Genomic DNA, 18,724 nt, shown 5'->3' with positions numbered 1-18,724 from the left:
AACTGCCTGCGAGGGTAGGTAGCCGCCGCGCACATGGAGGATTAGCTCAGCTGGGAGAGCATCTGCCTTACAAGCAGGAGGTCACAGGTTCGAGCCCTGTATCCTCCATATCCTGAGTTGTTAGCTCAGTTGGTAGAGCAACGGACTTTTAATCCGTGGGTCGAGGGTTCAAGTCCCTCACAGCTCATTGGCCCTAATATCGCGGGTGTGGCGGAATTGGCAGACGCGCTAGATTTAGGTTCTAGTGTTTTCGGACGTGTGGGTTCAAGTCCCACCACCCGTATTGGTTTGCTAAACCACACATTGACAATATGCCGATTTAGCTCAGTTGGTAGAGCATCTGTCTTGTAAACAGGGGGTCGTACGTTCAAATCGTATAATCGGCATTCATATTCATGCGGAAGTAGTTCAGTGGTAGAACATCACCTTGCCATGGTGGGGGTCGCGGGTTCGAATCCCGTCTTCCGCTTCACGAGATGAGGATTCACAGTAGTGAATCCTTTTTTGTTAGCTTCGGGAAATAGCTCAGCTTGGTAGAGCGCTACGTTCGGGACGTAGAGGTCGCAGGTTCAAATCCGGTTTTCCCGATAATTATTCAAAAAAGTCTTTGCAGATTGATAAAGCTTTGCTATAATAAACTCTGTTATGCGGAAGTAGTTCAGTGGTAGAACATCACCTTGCCATGGTGGGGGTCGCGGGTTCGAATCCCGTCTTCCGCTCCACGAGATAAGGATTCACAGTAGTGAATCCTTTTTATTTTACTCAAAAAGTATATTAATTATTTTTTTAGACTTCCTTTGATATAATTATCTAAACAAAGGAGGTCTTTTTTTGAAAGAAAAACTTAATTTCGGTAATCTCGCTTTAAAAACTTTAATGTCAATTGTAGGGGTAACAATTTTATCAATTGGAGCCACTTTTTTACGTGGTGGTAATGTTGGGCTTGATCCATTTACTGCAATTAACACTGGAATTTCCAATAAGCTAGGTTTAGGATTAGGGATTTTCCAGTTATCAGTTAATTTTGTAATTTTCTTACTGATTTTATGGCTTGACCGCAAAAAAATTGGAATTGGAACTTTTGTTAATATGATTATGGTAGGATTTGAAATTCAATTCTTTACTCAAATCTATAATCAACTTTTTCCTGAGAAGATTACTTTCTTAGTAATTGTGGCTGACACAGTTATTGGATTACTTTTATTTACTTTAGGCTCCTCTCTTTATATGGGACCGAAATTAGGAGTTGCTCCTTATGATGCAATTGCGCCAATTTTTTCTGAAAGATTCAAATCTTCATATAAGATAACTAGAATTATCCAAGACGTATTATTTATGGCTGGTGCTTTAGCATTTGGTGGCCCAGTTGGCTTTGCGACGATTATTGTAGCCTTCTTTACTGGGCCATTGATTACTTGGTGGAATGAACATATAAGTGATCCACTAGTAGAATTTATTAATCACTTAACTCGTCCTGATACTAGAAATAAGGTTACAGTACTTTTATCAGCGATGGGACGCAGAACCTATGAATCGGTCGCTAAGACTTATGAAGCAACTGAAATTATGCAAGCAAGACTAGGACGCTATTCTAATTCTGACTTAAAGACTCAGCAAAAGATTGCCCGTCGTAATTTAGCCAACTCTAAGCAGACTTATGAAAACTATCTTGCTCAATATAAGATGATCGAAGAAGAATTAAATAAGAGAAAGAATCAATAAATTTAAACAGAAAATTTTGTTTATTAAGTAATTTGATTTACATTAGAATTAAGAAAAAGTACAATATTTTAGTCGATTTTTGAAAGGCGGGTTAATAATGGAATATTCTTACAGTAGTAGTGCTAATCAAGTTTTAGCAATTGCAAAAGAACAAGCACAAAATTTTCAACACAGAATGATTGGTACAGAACATGTTTTACTTGCCTTGGTAATTGAATCAAGTGGGGATGCAGGGAAGATTTTACGACAATGGAATATTACTAGTGGTGATATTAGACGCGAAGTTGAGCGCTATACGGGATATGGCTCTGCACCTAAATCTTCTTATATGGAGATGTCTCCTCGTTTAAATATGACACTTAATTATGCTAGAAGAGCAGCACAAGATGCTGGTGCAAAAGAAGTTAAAACTTTGCATATTCTGTTAGGATTAGTTTCTACAGAGCAAGTATTAGCTGCGATGATTTTGAAAAACTTAAATGTTGATTTGGATCATTTGCGCCAAGATATTCTTGATGATTTATCAGAAGGTAGCGGAGATTTAAGTCAAGAGAGCAATGAATTCTTTGATGGTTTAGGTTTAAACCAAAATAAAGGGAAAGGCAATTCTAAGACTCCAACTTTAGATAGTGTTTCAATTAATCTAAATAAGCAGGCACGTGAAGGCGAAATTGATCCAGTTATTGGCCGTGATTTAGAAACTAAAAGAGTTATCCAGATTTTATCACGTCGTACAAAAAATAATCCTGTTTTAGTCGGGGAACCAGGAGTTGGTAAAACTGCAGTTGCACAAGCAATTGCCACTTGCATTGTAAAAAAGCAAGTTCCTGAAGACTTGCTTGATAAGCGAGTTATGGCCTTAGATATTGGTAGTTTGGTAGCTGGTACTAAATATCGGGGCGAATTTGAAGATCGAATGAAAAAGATTTTGAAAGAGATTCGCACTGATGGAAAGGTTATTTTGTTTGTTGACGAAATGCATACCTTGATTGGTGCTGGTGGTGCAGAAGGAGCAATTGATGCTTCAAATATTTTAAAGCCATCGCTTGCACGTGGCGATATTCAAATGATTGGTGCAACAACTTTTGATGAATATCAAAAATATATTGAAAAAGATCAGGCTCTTGCTAGACGTTTTCAACAAGTAAGAATTACTGAGCCTTCAAAAGAAGATACTTTGCATATTTTGGAGGGCTTAAAGCCAAAATATGAAGGCTTTCACCATGTTCAAATTAGTGAAGCTGCTTTAAAAGCAGCAGTAGATTTATCTACTAGATATTTGAGTAATCGCTTTTTACCAGATAAGGCAATTGATTTAGTAGATGAAGCAAGTGCAACTGTAAAAATTAATAATGCAGTTGGCTCAAATAAAGAGTTACAGGCTCTTGAAAATGAACTCAAGAAGGTTACTAAACAAAAAAGAATAGAAGTTGAAAAACAAAACTTTGTTCAAGCTGCTAATTTACAAGCGGATGAAGACAAGCTAGAAAAACAAAAACAAGCTTTATTAAATAAGTTAAAAGTGAATGCTTATCGAAAAGCAGTGGTTAACGAAGAAGATATTGCTCGTGTCGTATCTGAGTGGACTGGAGTCTCAGCTACTCAAATGAAGAAAGATGATACTAGGAAGTTAATTAATTTAGAAGCAACCTTACATAAGCGAGTAATTGGACAAAACAAGGCTATTCAGGCAGTTGCCAAGGCAATTAAGCGTAGTAGAAGTGGTATAAAGGATGAAGGTCGCCCAATAGGTTCATTCTTATTTTTAGGGCCTACTGGTGTTGGAAAAACTGAGTTAGCTAAGGCAGTTGCTTCAGCAGTGTTTGGCAGTGAAAATAATTTAGTTCGAATTGATATGTCAGAGTATATGGATACAATTGCTTCAAGCAAGTTGATTGGTTCAGCTCCAGGCTATGTGGGATATGAAGAAGGCGGACAATTAAGTGAACAAGTTCGGCGTCATCCATATTCCGTGGTTTTATTAGATGAAGTTGAAAAGGCCCACCCAGATGTCTTTAATTTATTATTGCAAGTGTTAGATGATGGCTTTTTGACAGATTCTAAGGGGAGAAAAGTGGACTTTAGAAATACTGTAATTATCATGACCTCTAATTTAGGTTCACGTTCATTAGTTAGTGATAAGACTGTAGGTTTTACTACAAGCGAAGTGAGCCAAGAAAAAGAACGAATTTCTAAAGTACAAGCAGCAACTAAGGACTTCTTTAGACCGGAATTTTTGAACCGAATTGATGCAACTATTGTCTTCGACCAATTACAAAAGAATGATTTACGAAAGATTGTCACTCTTTTAACCCAAAAGTTGGTTGATCGATTGGCTAAAAAGCAAATTGTTGTTAAGTTTTCACCAGCAGCACTCGATGTCATTGCTAAGGCTGGTTTTGATCCTGAAAATGGTGCGCGTCCTTTAAGACGAGCAATCCAAAACTTAGTAGAAGATAAGTTATCAGATATGCTCATTAGTTCAGAGCTAGTTTCTGGGCAAACTCTAAAAATAGGCGCTGCCAAGGGGCAATTAAAATTTACTGTTTCTGAAACTAAAAAAGCAGCTTTAAGCAAGTAAAGTCAAGGTTTTGCTATTGACAAAAACAGCGATTTTTTGATACAATAATTCTGATTTTCAAAAAGGCTGATATTCAGTAGCTTACTGATCTATTGTCCAGTAAGCTGATAAGAACAAAAACGACAAAACGTGTTGTTTTTGTTTTTTTATGCTCAAAAATACCAGTTTTTTAATTTGTAACACAAATGTAATATTTGGTTTCTTTTGCAAAAGAAAGGATGTTTTCCTTGGACGGACATTTAGTGAATTACGGTCAACACCGGACAAGACGTAGTTTTTCTCACATTAAAGAAGTAGTTAAATTACCTAATTTGACTGATGTACAAACCGAATCATATAAGTGGTTTTTAAATGAAGGTATTAGCGAAGTATTTGAAGATATTATGCCTATTAATGACTTCTCAGGTAAGTTATCTTTAGACTTTGTTGGTTACAAGCTTCAAGATGCTAAGAGTACTATTGATGAGGCTCGTAATCATGATGCAAATTATGCTGCTCCACTTCGTGTTACTTTAAAACTTACTAACCACGAAACTGGCGAAATTAAGACACAAGATGTATTCTTTGGTGACTTACCATTAATGACTAGATCAGGTTCATTTGTTATTAATGGTGCAGAAAGAGTTATTGTTTCTCAGCTTGTTAGATCACCTGGTGTTTACTATAACTGTGATGTTGATAAGAATGCACGCCAAATCTTTGGCGCTACTGTTATCCCTAACCGTGGTGCATGGCTTGAATATGAAACTGATGCTAAGAATATTTCTTATGTACGTATCGACCGTACTAGAAAATTACCTATTTCAGTTTTAATTAGAGCACTTGGTTTTGGCTCAGACAGTGAAATTCAAGATATTTACGGAACAAATGATACTTTGCAATTCACTTTAGAAAAGGATGTACACAATAATCCTGCTGATAGTCGAGTTGCTGAAGCTTTGAAAGAAATTTATGAACGACTTCGTCCAGGTGAACCTAAGACGACTGATTCATCTCGTTCACTCTTGTTTGCTCGTTTCTTTGACTCACGTCGGTATGATTTGGCTCCAGTTGGTCGTTACAAGATTAACAAGAAGCTTTCTTTAAAGAGTCGCTTACTTAATCAAACTTTAGCAGAAACTTTAGCGGACCCAGATACTGGTGAAATTATTGCCAAGAAGGGAACTATCGTTACTCATGCTGTAATGGAAACTCTTGAAAAGTATCTTGATCGTGATGACTTTAAGATGGTTACATACACTCCATCTGATGAAGGTGTAATGCAAGATCCAATTACTGTTCAAGAAATTAAGGTCTTTTCAAAAGTTAACCCTGAAAGAGAAGTTAAGTTAATTTCAAATGGTCATATTAATGCTGATGTAAAATGCATTACTCCAGCAGATATTTTGGCTTCTATTAACTATTTCTTCGCTTTACAAGATGAAATTGGTTCTACTGATGACATTGACCACTTGGGTAACAGACGTATTCGTCGTGTTGGTGAATTATTACAAAATCAATTTAGAATTGGTTTAGCACGGATGGAACGTGTTGTACGTGAAAGAATGTCAATTCAAGATCCTGATACAGTTACTCCACAACAATTAATTAACATTCGTCCAATTGTGGCTAGTGTCAAGGAATTCTTTGGTTCATCACAACTTTCACAGTTTATGGATCAAAACAACCCATTGGGTGAATTGACTCACAAGAGAAGAATGTCTGCCTTAGGGCCTGGTGGTTTGTCAAGAGATCGTGCTGGTTATGAAGTTCGTGACGTGCACTATACTCACTATGGTCGTTTATGTCCAATTGAAACTCCAGAAGGTCCTAACATTGGGTTGATTAACTCAATGGCAACATACGCAATTATTAATAAGTATGGTTTCATTGAAACTCCATATCGTCGTGTTTCTTGGGAAACTCATAAAGTTACTGATAAGATTGACTACTTAACTGCAGATGTAGAAGATAACTACATTATTGCCGGTGCCAACACACCACTTAATGAAGATGGTTCATTTAAAGAAAATCTTATCTTGGCTCGTCACAAAGATGATAATGTCGAAGTTACACCAGATAAGATTGACTACATGGACGTTATTCCTAAGCAAGTAGTTTCTGTAACTTCTGCATGTATTCCTTTCCTTGAAAATGACGACTCTAACCGTGCTTTGATGGGGGCTAACCACCAAAGACAAGCTGTTCCTTTAATTAATCCACATGCTGCTTTGGTTGGTACTGGTATGGAATACCGTGCTGCTCATGACTCAGGAGACGCTTTAGTTGCTGAAGCAGCTGGTGTAGTTGAATATGTTGATGCTGATCAAATTAGAATTCGCCGTGAAGATGGTACTTTAGACAAATATGAACTTGAAAAATACCGTCGCTCAAATGCAAACAAGAACTACAATCAAACTCCTAACGTTAAGAAGGGTGAAAAGATTGTTGAAGGCGAAGTAATTGCTAATGGTCCATCAATGGCTGAAGGTGAATTAGCCTTAGGTCAAAACCCATTAATCGCATTCATGACTTGGAACATGTACAACTATGAAGATGCCATCATGATTAGTGAAAGAATGGTTAAGGATGATGTATATACTTCTATCCACATTGAAGATTACGAATCAGAAGCGCGTGACACTAAATTAGGACCTGAAGAAATTACTCGTGAAATTCCTAATGTTGGTGAAGATGCACTTAAAGATTTAGACGAACAAGGTATCGTTAGAATCGGTGCTGAAGTTAAAGACGGCGATATTTTAGTTGGTAAGGTAACTCCAAAGGGTGTTACTGAATTATCAGCTGAAGAAAGATTACTTCACGCCATCTTTGGTGAAAAGGCTCGTGAAGTTCGTGACACTTCACTTCGTGTACCACATGGTGGTGGCGGTATCGTTCAAAACGTTGAAGTCTTTACTCGTGAAGGTGGAGATGAACTTTCACCAGGTGTTAACACCATGGTTAGAGTTTACATTTGCCAAAAGAGAAAGATTCAAGTTGGGGACAAGATGGCTGGTCGTCACGGTAACAAGGGTACTATTGCTGTTGTTGTTCCAGAAGAAGATATGCCATTCTTACCAGATGGTCGTCCAGTAGATATCTGCTTGAACCCAATGGGTGTGCCATCACGTATGAATATTGGACAGGTTCTTGAATTACACCTTGGTATGGCTGCTCGCCAATTAGGTATTCACGTTGCTACTCCTGTATTTGACGGGGCTGATGAAGATGAAGTTTACAATACCTTACGTGAAGCTGGTATGAGTAAAGACGGTAAGACTGTTATTTATGATGGTCGTACCGGTGAACCATTCCACAACCGTGTTTCTGTTGGTATTATGAACTACTTGAAACTTGCTCACATGGTTGATGACAAGATTCACGCACGTTCAATCGGACCTTACTCACTTGTTACTCAACAACCACTTGGTGGTAAAGCACAATTCGGTGGACAGAGATTTGGTGAAATGGAAGTTTGGGCTCTTGAAGCTTACGGTGCTGCTTACACTTTACAAGAAATCTTGACTTACAAGTCAGATGACGTTGTTGGCCGTGTAAAGGCATACGAAGCAATTGTTAAGGGTGAAAGAATTCCTAAGCCAGGTGTACCTGAATCATTCCGTGTTTTAGTGAAGGAATTACAATCATTAGGTCTTGATATCCGTGTTCTTGATATGGATCACAAAGAAATTGAACTTCGTGACATGGATGAAGACTCAAGTGAACATCTTAATATCGACACTCTTTCACGTTTAGCAGAAGAACAAGAAAAGAAGAAGTTGGCCGAAGAAGCTACTAAATCTGAAGAAACAACTTCTGAACAAAGTGCAACAAGTTCTGTAGATCAAGCTTCTGATGATACAGTTTCTAAGTAGGAGGTTAAACTTTGATTGACGTAAACAAATTTGAAAGTATGCAAATTGGCCTTGCTTCACCTAATAAGATTAGATCATGGTCTTATGGTGAAGTTAAAAAGCCAGAAACCATCAATTACCGTACTTTGAAACCAGAAAAAGATGGGTTATTTGATGAAAGAATTTTTGGTCCATCAAAGGACTGGGCTTGTGCTTGTGGTAAATACAAGGGTATTCGTTACCGTGGTATTGTTTGTGATCGTTGTGGTGTTGAAGTAACTTCTTCAAAAGTTAGAAGAGAACGCATGGGTCACATTGAACTTGCTGCTCCTGTAACACATATTTGGTATTTTAAAGGCATTCCATCAAGAATGGGATTAGTTCTAGATGTATCACCTCGTGCACTTGAAGAAGTTATTTACTTTGCTGCATACATAGTTATTGATGCAGGAGATACAGATTTAGAGCCTAAATCACTATTAACTGAAGCAGAATACCGTGAAAAGAAGGCTAAATTTGGTAACCGTTTTGTTGCTAAAATGGGTGCTGAAGCAATTAAAGAATTACTTCAAAATGTTGATCTTGATAAGGAAGTTAAGAGCTTAAAAGCAGAATTACAAACTGCTACTGGTCAAAAGAGAACAAGAGCAATTCGTCGTTTGGACATCTTAAATGCCTTTAAAGATTCAGGCAACAAGCCTGAATGGATGGTAATGGATACTGTTCCAGTTATTCCACCAGACTTACGTCCAATGGTTCAACTTGAAGGTGGCCGTTTTGCAACTTCTGACCTTAACGATTTGTACCGTCGTGTAATTAACAGAAATAACCGTTTGAAGCGTTTGCTTGATTTACATGCACCAAATATTATCGTGCAAAATGAAAAGAGAATGCTTCAAGAAGCGGTTGATGCTTTAATTGATAACGGTCGCCGTGGTCGTCCTGTTGTTGGTCCTGGTAACCGTCCACTTAAGTCACTTTCACACATGCTTAAAGGTAAGCAAGGTCGTTTCCGTCAAAACTTGCTTGGTAAGCGTGTTGACTACTCAGGTCGTTCAGTTATTGACGTTTCACCAAAATTGAAGTTCTATCAATGTGGTGTTCCCCGTCCAATGGCTCTTGAATTATTCAAGCCATTTGTAATGCATGAACTTGTTAAGCGTGGCGTAGCAACTAATATTAGAAATGCTAAGCGCAAGATTGACCGTGAAGATGATGATATTTGGGACATTCTTGAATATGTAATTAAGGAACGTCCAGTTCTTTTGAACCGTGCACCTACTTTGCACCGTTTAGGTATTCAAGCTTTTGAACCAGTTTTAGTACCTGGTAAGTCAATTAGACTTCACCCACTTGCTTGTGAAGCCTACAACGCCGACTTCGACGGGGACCAGATGGCCATCCACGTGCCACTTTCAGATGAAGCTGTTGCTGAATCAAGACTTTTGATGCTTGCAGCTCACCACATTTTGGCTCCTAAGGATGGTAAGCCAATCGTAACACCTGGACAGGATATCGTTTTAGGTAATTACTGGTTAACGCAGGCAGAACGTGGCCGTGAAGGTGAAGGTATGATCTTCAATTCACCAGCAGAAGCAACTATGGCTTATGCGAATGGTGACATTCACTTCCACACTAGAATTGGTTTAGCTGCTGATTCAATGCCTGAAAAGACTTGGCCAAAGGGTTACGAACATGGTGTGTTTGTAACTACTTACGGTAAGATGATCTTTAACCAAATCTTCCCTAAGGACTTTTTCTATGTAAATGATCCAACTCAAGAAAACTTAACTCATCCATTAGATGTGAAGTATTTCTTACAACCAGGTGAAGACATCCATGAAAAATTAGATAACATGGATTTGGGTACTCCATTTAAGAAGGGCTTCTTGTCAGATGCAATTGCAGCTGTTTACAAGGAATACAGAGTGCAAAGAACTTCTGACTTCTTAGATGACATGAAAGAACTTGGATATACTGCATGTACCACCTCAGGTTTAACTATTGGTATGGCAGATATTCCTATGGTTAGCGATAAAGATGACATCGTTGCCAAGGCTCACAAGAAAGTCGATGTTGTTTCTAAGCAATTTAGACGTGGTTTAATTACTGAACAAGAACGTCACGACCGTGTAATCAGCATTTGGAATGCATGTAAGGATGAAGTTCAAAGTGAAGTAGCAGGAATCTTCGATCCTCGTAATCCAATTTCAGTCATGGCCGATTCAGGTGCCCGTGGTAACATTTCAAACTTTACTCAGCTTGCTGGTATGCGTGGTTTGATGGCCGCTCCTAACGGTGGGATGATGGAAATCCCTGTTACTTCAAACTTCCGTGAAGGTTTGACTGTTTTGGAAATGTTCATGTCAACTCACGGTGCTCGTAAAGGGATGACTGATACCGCCTTGAAGACTGCCAACTCAGGTTACCTTACTCGTCGTTTGGTTGATGTGGCTCAAGACGTTATTATTCGTGAAGCTGATTGTGGTACCGACCGTGGTATTACTGTTCACGCTATTAAGGAAGGCGACGAAATGATTGAACCATTATTCGATCGTTTGGTTGGCCGTTACACTGCAAGAAGCGTCTTTGATCCAGAAACACATGAAGTCATTGCACCTAAGGGCATAATGATGGATGAAGAGTTGGCTCAAGAAATTGTTGACCGTGGTGTTAAGGAAGTAACAATTCGTTCCGTATTTACTTGCAACACCCAACACGGTGTTTGTCAAAAATGTTATGGTATGAACCTAGCTACTGGTGAAGAAGTTGAAGTTGGTGAAGCAGTAGGTACTGTAGCTGCTCAATCAATTGGTGAACCTGGTACTCAGCTTACAATGCGTAACTTCCACAACGGTGGGGTTGCAGGTGCTGAAGATATTACTCAAGGTCTTCCTCGTGTTCAAGAATTGTTTGAAGCACGTAATCCTAAGGGGCGTGCTACTATCTCAGAAGTAACTGGTGTTGTAGCTTCAATTGAAGAAAATCCGGCAGAACATACTCGTGAAATTACTGTTGAAGGTAAGACTGATACAAGAACGTACTCTGTCCCTTACACTGCTAGTGTTGCAGTTGCGGAAGGTGATGAAGTGGTTCGTGGTGACAAGTTAACACTTGGTTCTATTGACCCTAAGGAATTGATCAGAGTTAGAGATGCTTTGACTACTGAAAAGTACATCCTAAGCGAAATCCAAAAAGCCTACAGAATGCAAGGGGTAGAAATTGCCGACAAGCACGTCGAAGTAATGGCACGTCAAATGCTTCAAAAGGTTCGGGTACTTGATCCAGGTGAAACTGACATCTTGCCAGGTGAATTGATGGATATCGGTGAATTTAAGGACAGAAACAAGGAAGTTATCATTTCTGGTGGTATTCCAGCAACTGCTCAAAGTGTAATCTTAGGTATTACTAAAGCCGCTCTTGAAACTAACAGTTTCTTGTCTGCTGCTTCATTCCAAGAAACTACACGTGTTCTTACTGATGCCTCAATCAGAAGCAAGAATGACCCACTTCTTGGTCTTAAAGAAAACGTTATTATTGGTAAAATTATTCCTGCAGGTACTGGTATGCCAGTTTACCGTTCAATGGAACCTCAAGCTGATGTACCTAAGCCACAAGCAGTATATTCAATCGCTGATATTGAACGTCAATTAGCTGAAGAAAACAAAATTGACTTAAATAGTTTGAATAAGAATAAATAATTTAAGTTAATTCATAAACAAAAAAGAATCATTAAGCAAATAATGCTTAATGGTTCTTTTTATACAGTCATGAATTAGATTAGTAATTTTAAAAAGCTCAAACTAAAAAATAAAAATGGTATAAATGGCAGAGATAAATGTGTTTGTTTTTGTGCTTTTAATTTAGGATAGAGAGTTAGAACTGCCAGCGAGGCGAAAAGAAAAACGAGATTAGCAAAATATTCAGAATAAAAGAATGAAATTATTAGATAAAAGAATAAATCAGCCAATCCGAGCTTTTTTAGTAGAACTAAAATTCCTAATGTACTACTCATGATGAAGATTGAAAAAAATGATATTGCCGTTATTGCTACTTTTTCAAAAAGTAGCACTTTAATAATTACTATTAGAAATGAAAATATAAAAATTGAGAAGGATATTTCTTGGTAGTAATAATCGAAGATTGACATCATTAATAAAAGTAAACAAAGGAAAAATTCAATTAAGCCACTTTTTGAATACCAATCTGTTTTGAAAAAGGCAATACCACCAATTAATTCAATAAAAATCAAAAAAGATGGGATTTTGTTTTTACAATGTCTGCAACTGCCTTTTTGGAGTAAAAACGAAAAAATAGGTAATAATTCATACCAACTTAAAGTTTGTTTGCAGGACAAGCAATAACTACGACGCCACTTTAGGCCGTCTTTTTGAACGATTACTGAAATAAATGAAGCTATACAAGCTCCTAAATAAAAATTAATTATATGTAATACCATATTTTCACCTCGCAATAATTAAATACACAAAAAAGATAAGAATTTTTTTGAAAGAGAAAAATTTTTTGACTTGCTTTATTTTGAAAAGGTAGTACAATAGCAATTGTGTATTTTTTAAATCATTTCCGTGAGGTTAAAAAAGAAACTCCCGGATGTGTGAACAAATTTTAGGAGGAAAAATTAATGCCAACCATTAACCAATTGGTTAGAAAAGGCCGTCACTCAAAGACGACTAAATCTAAATCACCAGCTTTAAACTACGGATACAACAGCATGAAGAAGGAACAAGTATTTAATCCTGCTCCTCAAATGCGTGGTGTTGCAACTCGTGTAGGTACTATGACACCTAAGAAGCCTAACTCAGCTTTACGTAAGTACGCTCGTGTGCGTTTATCTAACTTAACTGAAGTTACTGCTTACATTCCAGGTGAAGGCCACAACTTACAAGAACACTCAGTTGTTTTAATTCGTGGTGGTCGTGTAAAGGACCTTCCTGGGGTTCGTTACCACATTGTTCGTGGTGCCCTTGATACTGCTGGTGTTGACGGCAGAAAGCAAGGTCGTTCTAAGTACGGTGCAAAGAAAGGTTAAGGAGGAGTTAAATAATGCCTAGAAAAGGACATGTAGCTAAGAGAACTGTTTTAGCAGACCCAATTTACAACTCAAAACTCGTTACCAAGTTAATCAACCACTTGATGATTGATGGTAAGAAAGCAAAGGCTTCTTCAATCCTTTACGATGCTTTCTCAATTATTAAGGACAAGACTGGTAAGGAACCACTTGAAGTTTTTGAAGAAGCAATGAACAACGTTATGCCTGTTCTTGAAGTTAGAGCTCGTCGTATCGGTGGTTCAAACTACCAAATCCCTGTAGAAGTTCGTCCTGAAAGAAGAACTACTTTAGGTTTAAGATGGTTAGTATCTTACGCACGTTTACGTAACGAACACACTATGGATGAACGTTTAGCAAACGAAATTATCGATGCTTCAAATAACACTGGTTCAGCTGTTAAGAAGCGTGAAGACGTTCACCGTATGGCAGAAGCGAACCGTGCATTTGCACACTACCGCTTCTAATTTGTTGTCGTTAGTATTTAAGGAGAAAAATATATCATGGCTAAACGCGAATTTCCTTTAGAAAAGACACGTAACATTGGTATCATGGCCCACATCGATGCGGGTAAGACTACCACTACTGAACGTATCCTTTACTACACTGGTAAGATCCACAAGATTGGTGAAACCCACGAAGGTGATAGCCAAATGGACTGGATGGAAGAAGAAAAGGAACGTGGTATTACTATTACCTCTGCAGCTACTACTGCACAATGGAAAGATTACCGCGTTAACATTATCGATACCCCAGGACACGTTGACTTTACTATCGAAGTAGAACGTTCACTTCGTGTTTTAGATGGTGCCGTAACAGTTCTTGACGCACAATCTGGTGTTGAACCTCAAACTGAAAATGTTTGGCGTCAAGCTGAAACATACGGTGTTCCTCGTATTGTTTTTGTTAACAAGATGGATAAAATCGGTGCAAACTTTGACTTCTCAGTTAAGACTTTGCACGAACGTTTAAACGCAAACGCACACGCAGTTCAAATGCCAATCGGTGCTGAAGATCAATTCGAAGGTGTTATCGACTTAATCAACATGGTTGCCGATGTTTACGATGAAGATAAGCTTGGTTCTAAGTGGGATACTGTTCCAGTTCCTGATGAATACAAGGCAGAAGCTGAAAAGCGTCGTGGCGAATTAATCGAAGCAGTTGCTGATGTTGATGATGACATCATGGAAAAATACCTCGGCGGTGAAGAAATCACTAACGAAGAATTGAAGGCTGCTATCCGTAAGGCTACTTTGGACCTTAAGTTCTTCCCTGTATTTGCTGGTTCAGCATTCAAGAACAAGGGTGTTCAAATGATGCTTGATGGTGTTGTTGACTACTTACCATCACCACTTGATGTTAAACCTTATGTTGCTCACGATCCTAAGACTGATGAAGAAGTTGAACTTCTTGCTGATGACAACAAGCCATTTGCTGCTTTAGCATTTAAGATTGCTACTGATCCATTTGTTGGTCGTTTAACTTTCATCCGTGTTTACACTGGTTCACTTCAATCAGGTTCATACGTATTAAACGCTTCAAAGAACTCACGTGAACGTGTTGGTCGTTTGCTTCAAATGCACGCTAACTCACGTACTGAAATTAGCGAAGTATTCTCAGGTGATATTGCAGGTGCTATCGGTTTGAAGAACACTACTACTGGTGACTCATTAACTGATCCTGATCACCCACTTATTCTTGAAAGTCTTGAAGTTCCAGACCCAGTTATCCAAGTTTCTATTGAACCTAAGTCAAAGGCTGACCGTGATAAGCTTGATGTTGCTCTTCAAAAGCTTACTGAAGAAGACCCAACTTTCAAGGCTGAAACTAATGCCGAAACTGGTCAAACTTTGATTGCTGGTATGGGTGAACTTCACTTGGATATCATGGTTGAACGTATGAAGCGTGAATTCCACGTTGAAGCAACTATTGGTGAACCACAAGTTGCTTACCGTGAAACCTTCACCAAGCCAACTAAGGCACAAGGTAAGTTCGTTCGTCAATCTGGTGGTAAGGGTCAATACGGTGACGTATGGATCGAATTTACTCCAACTAAGGAAGGCGAAGGCTACGAATTTGAAGACGCTATTGTCGGTGGTGTAGTTCCTCGTGAATTCATTCCTTCAGTTGACGCTGGTTTGCAAGAAGCTATGAAGAACGGTGTTCTTGCTGGCTACCCATTAATTGACGTTAAAGCTAAGCTTTACGATGGTAGTTACCACGAAGTCGACTCAAGTGAAGCTGCCTTCAAGGTTGCTGCTTCTCTTGCATTGAAGAATGCTGCTCCTAAGGCCGGAGCTGTAATTCTTGAACCTATCATGAAAGTTCAAGTAATTACCCCTGAAGAATACTTAGGTGACGTAATGGGTTCAATCACTGCTCGTCGTGGTAACATGGACGGTGTGGAAGATCGTTCAGGTGCTAAGGTATTGAATGCTATGGTTCCACTTTCAGAAATGTTTGGTTACGCAACTACTTTGCGTTCATCAACTCAAGGTCGTGGTACTTTCACTATGGTATTTGACCACTACTCACCAACACCTAAGTCAATTCAAGAAGAAATTATCAAGAAGCGTGGCGGAAACGCAGAATAATTTAATATGATTCTATAAAAAGGGACATTACAAAAAGTAATGTTCCTTTTTTGTTTCCAATGCTAGGAAGCGCTTTCACAAAGAGAAACAAAGTTCTATAATTGTTTTGAGGAGATAGTTTATTAATATAAAGATTGGGGTGAATATGGTGAGCAAAAGAAGAAAACATAGATTTCCAACCGCATATACCGTAATTATTATTGTTTTATTATTGGTTGAGATTTTGACCAATTTTATTCCATCAGGTAATTATGCAACTTTAGCATATAATTCAGATAGCAATAATTTTGTAATTACTGAGCCAAATGGAAGTACCAAGAAGGAATCTGCAACGCAGAAGACTTTAGATAACTATAAAGTTAATATCGAAATTAGTAAGTTTAAAGATGGCACTATTTATAAGCCTGTTGCAATCCCTAATTCATATGAAAGAATTAAGTCTAAAAAGCCAAATTTATTACAGGCAGTAATTAATTTCTTTACTGCACAAGTAAAAGGAATTGGTGACAGTATAGATATTATAACTTTTGTTCTAATTCTTGGAGGCTGCATTGGAATAGTTAATACTAATGGTGCAATTAACTCTGGTATCGCAGCCTTGTCAAAAAAGATTAAAGGTAAGCAGGCGTTGCTTATTATAGTTGTGATGGCTTTAATTTCTATTGGCGGGACAACATATGGGTTGGCTGAAGAGACTATGGCTATGTATCCAATTTTGATACCGGTCTTTTTAATGGCTGGTTATGACACAATGACAGTTATTGGGACAATTTTTTTAGCCGATAGTATTGGAACAATGATTTCAACAATTAATCCATTTTCAACTATTATTGCGTCAAATGCAGCAGGTGTTAATTTTTCACATGCTTTACCATTGAGAATTATAATGTGGGCAATTTGTACAATTATCGGCATGATTTATGTTGTTGTGTACGCTGAAAAAGTTCGAAAGCATCCGGAAGCATCATATGTTTATGATCAATATGAAAGTGATCGTAAAAAGTTTTTGACTGATAGTAGTTTTAAAGAGACTAAGTTTACATGGCAACAAAAGCTGACCCTTTCAATTTTTGCAATCGCTTTTATTATCATGATCTGGGGAGTACAATCTCAAGGATGGTATTTCACAGAAATCTCTGTAATCTTTCTAGCTGCAGGCTATTTAATGGCCCTCTTTTCTGGTATGGATGAACATAAAGTAGTTGGTGCTTTTGTAAATGGGGCAGGTGATTTACTCGGTGTAGCTCTAACAATCGGGATTGCCCGTGGAGTTTCAATTATTATGGAAAATAGTCATACGAGCGATACTATTATGAACTTTTTTAGTAAACAAATTTCTGGACTACCGCCATTGATTTTTATTTGGCTATTATTCTTGGTATATATTGTTTTAGGCTTCTTCATTCAGTCGTCTTCAGGTTTAGCCGTTTTATCAATGCCTATTATGGCGCCACTTGCAAATGTAGTTGGAATTGATCGCTCAAGTGTGATTGATGCATATAATTTAGGCCAAGGATTTATTTCGCTGATTGCACCAACCGGATTAATTTTAATGGGACTGATGATGGTTGGAATTGATTTTAATAAATGGTTCAAATGGTGTTGGAAGTTATTAGTGATTGAATTTATTCTTTGCCTTGTATTTTTAGGTCTTGGTCTACTAGTTTACTAAAATTAAAATGCAAATTTCGTAATTGAAATTTGCATTTTTTTAACTCTAAAAAAGTTATGAAAAAAAGGCAAAAAAGTTTTGCAAAAGCCTTGATAAATAAGCTGATAGCAGGTATACTAGTTTTTGTGCATTTTAAGGGAAAGTATGCTCTTGTGCACATTTTTGTTGTAGCTTTGACGCAAAAGGTTGCGGCACACCAGGCTGCATTGCCACAGTGGCGTGCCGGTAATTTTTGCAGAGCTAGTCATCTTTTAAAGAAGACGCAAGGAGGTAATTTGATGGCAAGTCAACAAATCCGTATTAGACTTAAGTCTTACGAACACGGTATTCTCGATGAATCTGCTGCTAAGATCGTCGCAACAGCAAAGAGAACTGGTGCAGAAATTTCAGGTCCAGTTCCTCTTCCAACTGAAAGAACTTTATTCACTGTTCTTCGTTCACCACACAAGAACAAGGACTCACGTGAACAGTTCGAAATGCGTACACACAAGCGTTTAATTGATATTTTGAATCCAACACCAAAGACTGTTGATTCATTAATGAAATTAGACTTACCTAGCGGTGTAGACATCGAAATCAAACTTTAATTTTTATAGATTTATGGAGGTGTAATCATGACCAAAGGAATCTTAGGAAGAAAAGTCGGTATGACTCAAATCTTCACTGATAAAGGTGTCCTTGTTCCCGTAACTGTTATCGAAGCAACACCTAACGTTGTTATGCAAGTTAAGACTGTTGAATCAGACGGTTACGAAGCAGTTCAATTAGGTTACCAAGACAAGCGTGAAGTATTGAGCAACAAACCGGAAAAAGGTCATGCTGATAAAGCAAAGACTTCACCTAAGCGCTTCATTCGAGAAATTCGCGGTGTTGAGCTTAAGGATTACGAAGTCGGCTCAGAAGTTACTGTGGATACATTTAAGGAAGGTGACGTAGTAGACGTTACTGGTACTACAAGAGGTCACGGTTACCAAGGTAACATTAAGCGTCACGGTCAATCTAGAGGACCTGAAACACACGGTTCAAGATACCACAGAATCCCTGGTTCAATGGGTTCAATCATTAACCGTGTACCAAAGGGTAAGAAGTTACCAGGTCACATGGGTGTGAAGACTGTTACTATTCAAAACTTAGTAATTGAAAAAGTCGTAGCTGACAAGAACGTTCTTTTAGTTAAGGGTAACGTTCCTGGTGCTAAAGACTCATTAATCGTTGTAAAATCTGCTACTAAAGCTGACAAGTAGGAAGGAG

At 38.1% G+C, this 18,724-nt stretch carries 11 protein-coding genes and 7 tRNA genes; 17 read left to right on the top strand and 1 reads right to left on the bottom strand.

Annotated features, from left to right (window positions below; all coding sequences use genetic code 11):
* The first annotated feature begins 35 nt into the window (after nt 1-35).
* From FC45_RS05400 to rpoC, 11 genes are all read left to right on the top strand, one after another.
* Nucleotides 36-108 (top strand) — tRNA-Val (locus tag FC45_RS05400).
* 6 nt (nt 109-114) lie between these two features.
* A tRNA-Lys gene (locus tag FC45_RS05395) sits at nt 115-187 on the top strand.
* 14 nt (nt 188-201) lie between these two features.
* Nucleotides 202-283: transfer RNA gene (locus tag FC45_RS05390), tRNA-Leu, on the top strand.
* A 30-nt stretch (nt 284-313) separates the two neighbouring features.
* Nucleotides 314-386 (top strand) — tRNA-Thr (locus FC45_RS05385).
* An 11-nt stretch (nt 387-397) separates the two neighbouring features.
* Nucleotides 398-469 (top strand) — tRNA-Gly (locus tag FC45_RS05380).
* 45 nt (nt 470-514) lie between these two features.
* Nucleotides 515-588, top strand: a tRNA-Pro gene (locus tag FC45_RS05375).
* Between the two features lie 59 nt (nt 589-647).
* Nucleotides 648-722: transfer RNA gene (locus FC45_RS05370), tRNA-Gly, on the top strand.
* Nucleotides 723-831: 109 nt separating this feature from the next.
* Complete coding sequence (locus tag FC45_RS05365) at nt 832-1,722, top strand: YczE/YyaS/YitT family protein (protein ID WP_006588023.1); 891 nt, start codon at nt 832-834, stop codon at nt 1,720-1,722.
* A gap of 97 nt (nt 1,723-1,819) precedes the next feature.
* Nucleotides 1,820-4,303, top strand: coding sequence for an ATP-dependent Clp protease ATP-binding subunit (locus tag FC45_RS05360; RefSeq protein WP_057706440.1), 2,484 nt, complete (start codon nt 1,820-1,822; stop codon nt 4,301-4,303).
* A gap of 218 nt (nt 4,304-4,521) precedes the next feature.
* Entirely contained in the window at nt 4,522-8,160 is a 3,639-nt protein-coding gene (gene rpoB, locus FC45_RS05355; RefSeq protein ID WP_006588704.1) for a DNA-directed RNA polymerase subunit beta, read from the top strand.
* Nucleotides 8,161-8,171: 11 nt separating this feature from the next.
* A complete protein-coding gene (gene rpoC, locus FC45_RS05350; protein ID WP_006585211.1) occupies nt 8,172-11,840 on the top strand; it encodes a DNA-directed RNA polymerase subunit beta' in 3,669 nt (1,222 codons plus the stop codon).
* A 74-nt stretch (nt 11,841-11,914) separates the two neighbouring features.
* Here rpoC and FC45_RS05345 read toward each other — a convergent pair whose 3' ends face one another.
* Complete coding sequence (locus FC45_RS05345; protein ID WP_006588026.1) at nt 11,915-12,598, bottom strand: A24 family peptidase; 684 nt, start codon at nt 12,596-12,598, stop codon at nt 11,915-11,917.
* Nucleotides 12,599-12,781: 183 nt separating this feature from the next.
* Here FC45_RS05345 and rpsL point away from each other — a divergent pair, with 183 nt between their 5' ends.
* From rpsL to rplC, 6 genes are all read left to right on the top strand, one after another.
* Nucleotides 12,782-13,189 (top strand): 30S ribosomal protein S12, encoded by a 408-nt coding sequence (gene rpsL, locus FC45_RS05340; protein WP_006585209.1) that lies wholly within the window; start codon nt 12,782-12,784, stop codon nt 13,187-13,189.
* 14 nt (nt 13,190-13,203) lie between these two features.
* Nucleotides 13,204-13,674 carry a 30S ribosomal protein S7 gene (rpsG, locus tag FC45_RS05335; protein WP_006585208.1) on the top strand — a complete coding sequence of 157 codons (471 nt, stop codon included), beginning with the start codon at nt 13,204-13,206 and terminating at the stop codon, nt 13,672-13,674.
* A gap of 36 nt (nt 13,675-13,710) precedes the next feature.
* Nucleotides 13,711-15,801 carry an elongation factor G gene (fusA, locus tag FC45_RS05330; protein ID WP_057706439.1) on the top strand — a complete coding sequence of 697 codons (2,091 nt, stop codon included), beginning with the start codon at nt 13,711-13,713 and terminating at the stop codon, nt 15,799-15,801.
* A 145-nt stretch (nt 15,802-15,946) separates the two neighbouring features.
* A complete protein-coding gene (locus FC45_RS05325; RefSeq protein WP_006585206.1) occupies nt 15,947-17,473 on the top strand; it encodes a YfcC family protein in 1,527 nt (508 codons plus the stop codon).
* Nucleotides 17,474-17,751: 278 nt separating this feature from the next.
* Nucleotides 17,752-18,060, top strand: a complete 309-nt coding sequence (rpsJ, locus tag FC45_RS05320) for a 30S ribosomal protein S10 (protein ID WP_006585205.1) — start codon at nt 17,752-17,754, stop codon at nt 18,058-18,060.
* A 27-nt stretch (nt 18,061-18,087) separates the two neighbouring features.
* The gene (gene rplC / locus FC45_RS05315) at nt 18,088-18,717 is read left to right on the top strand and encodes a 50S ribosomal protein L3 (RefSeq protein ID WP_006585204.1); all 630 of its coding nucleotides are present in this window, start codon (nt 18,088-18,090) and stop codon (nt 18,715-18,717) included.
* Nucleotides 18,718-18,724: the final 7 nt, after the last annotated feature.

It is taken from the genome of Lactobacillus jensenii DSM 20557 (assembly GCF_001436455.1).
Taxonomy (GTDB): domain Bacteria; phylum Bacillota; class Bacilli; order Lactobacillales; family Lactobacillaceae; genus Lactobacillus; species Lactobacillus jensenii.
This window is presented reverse-complemented; position numbering and strand designations above follow the sequence as displayed.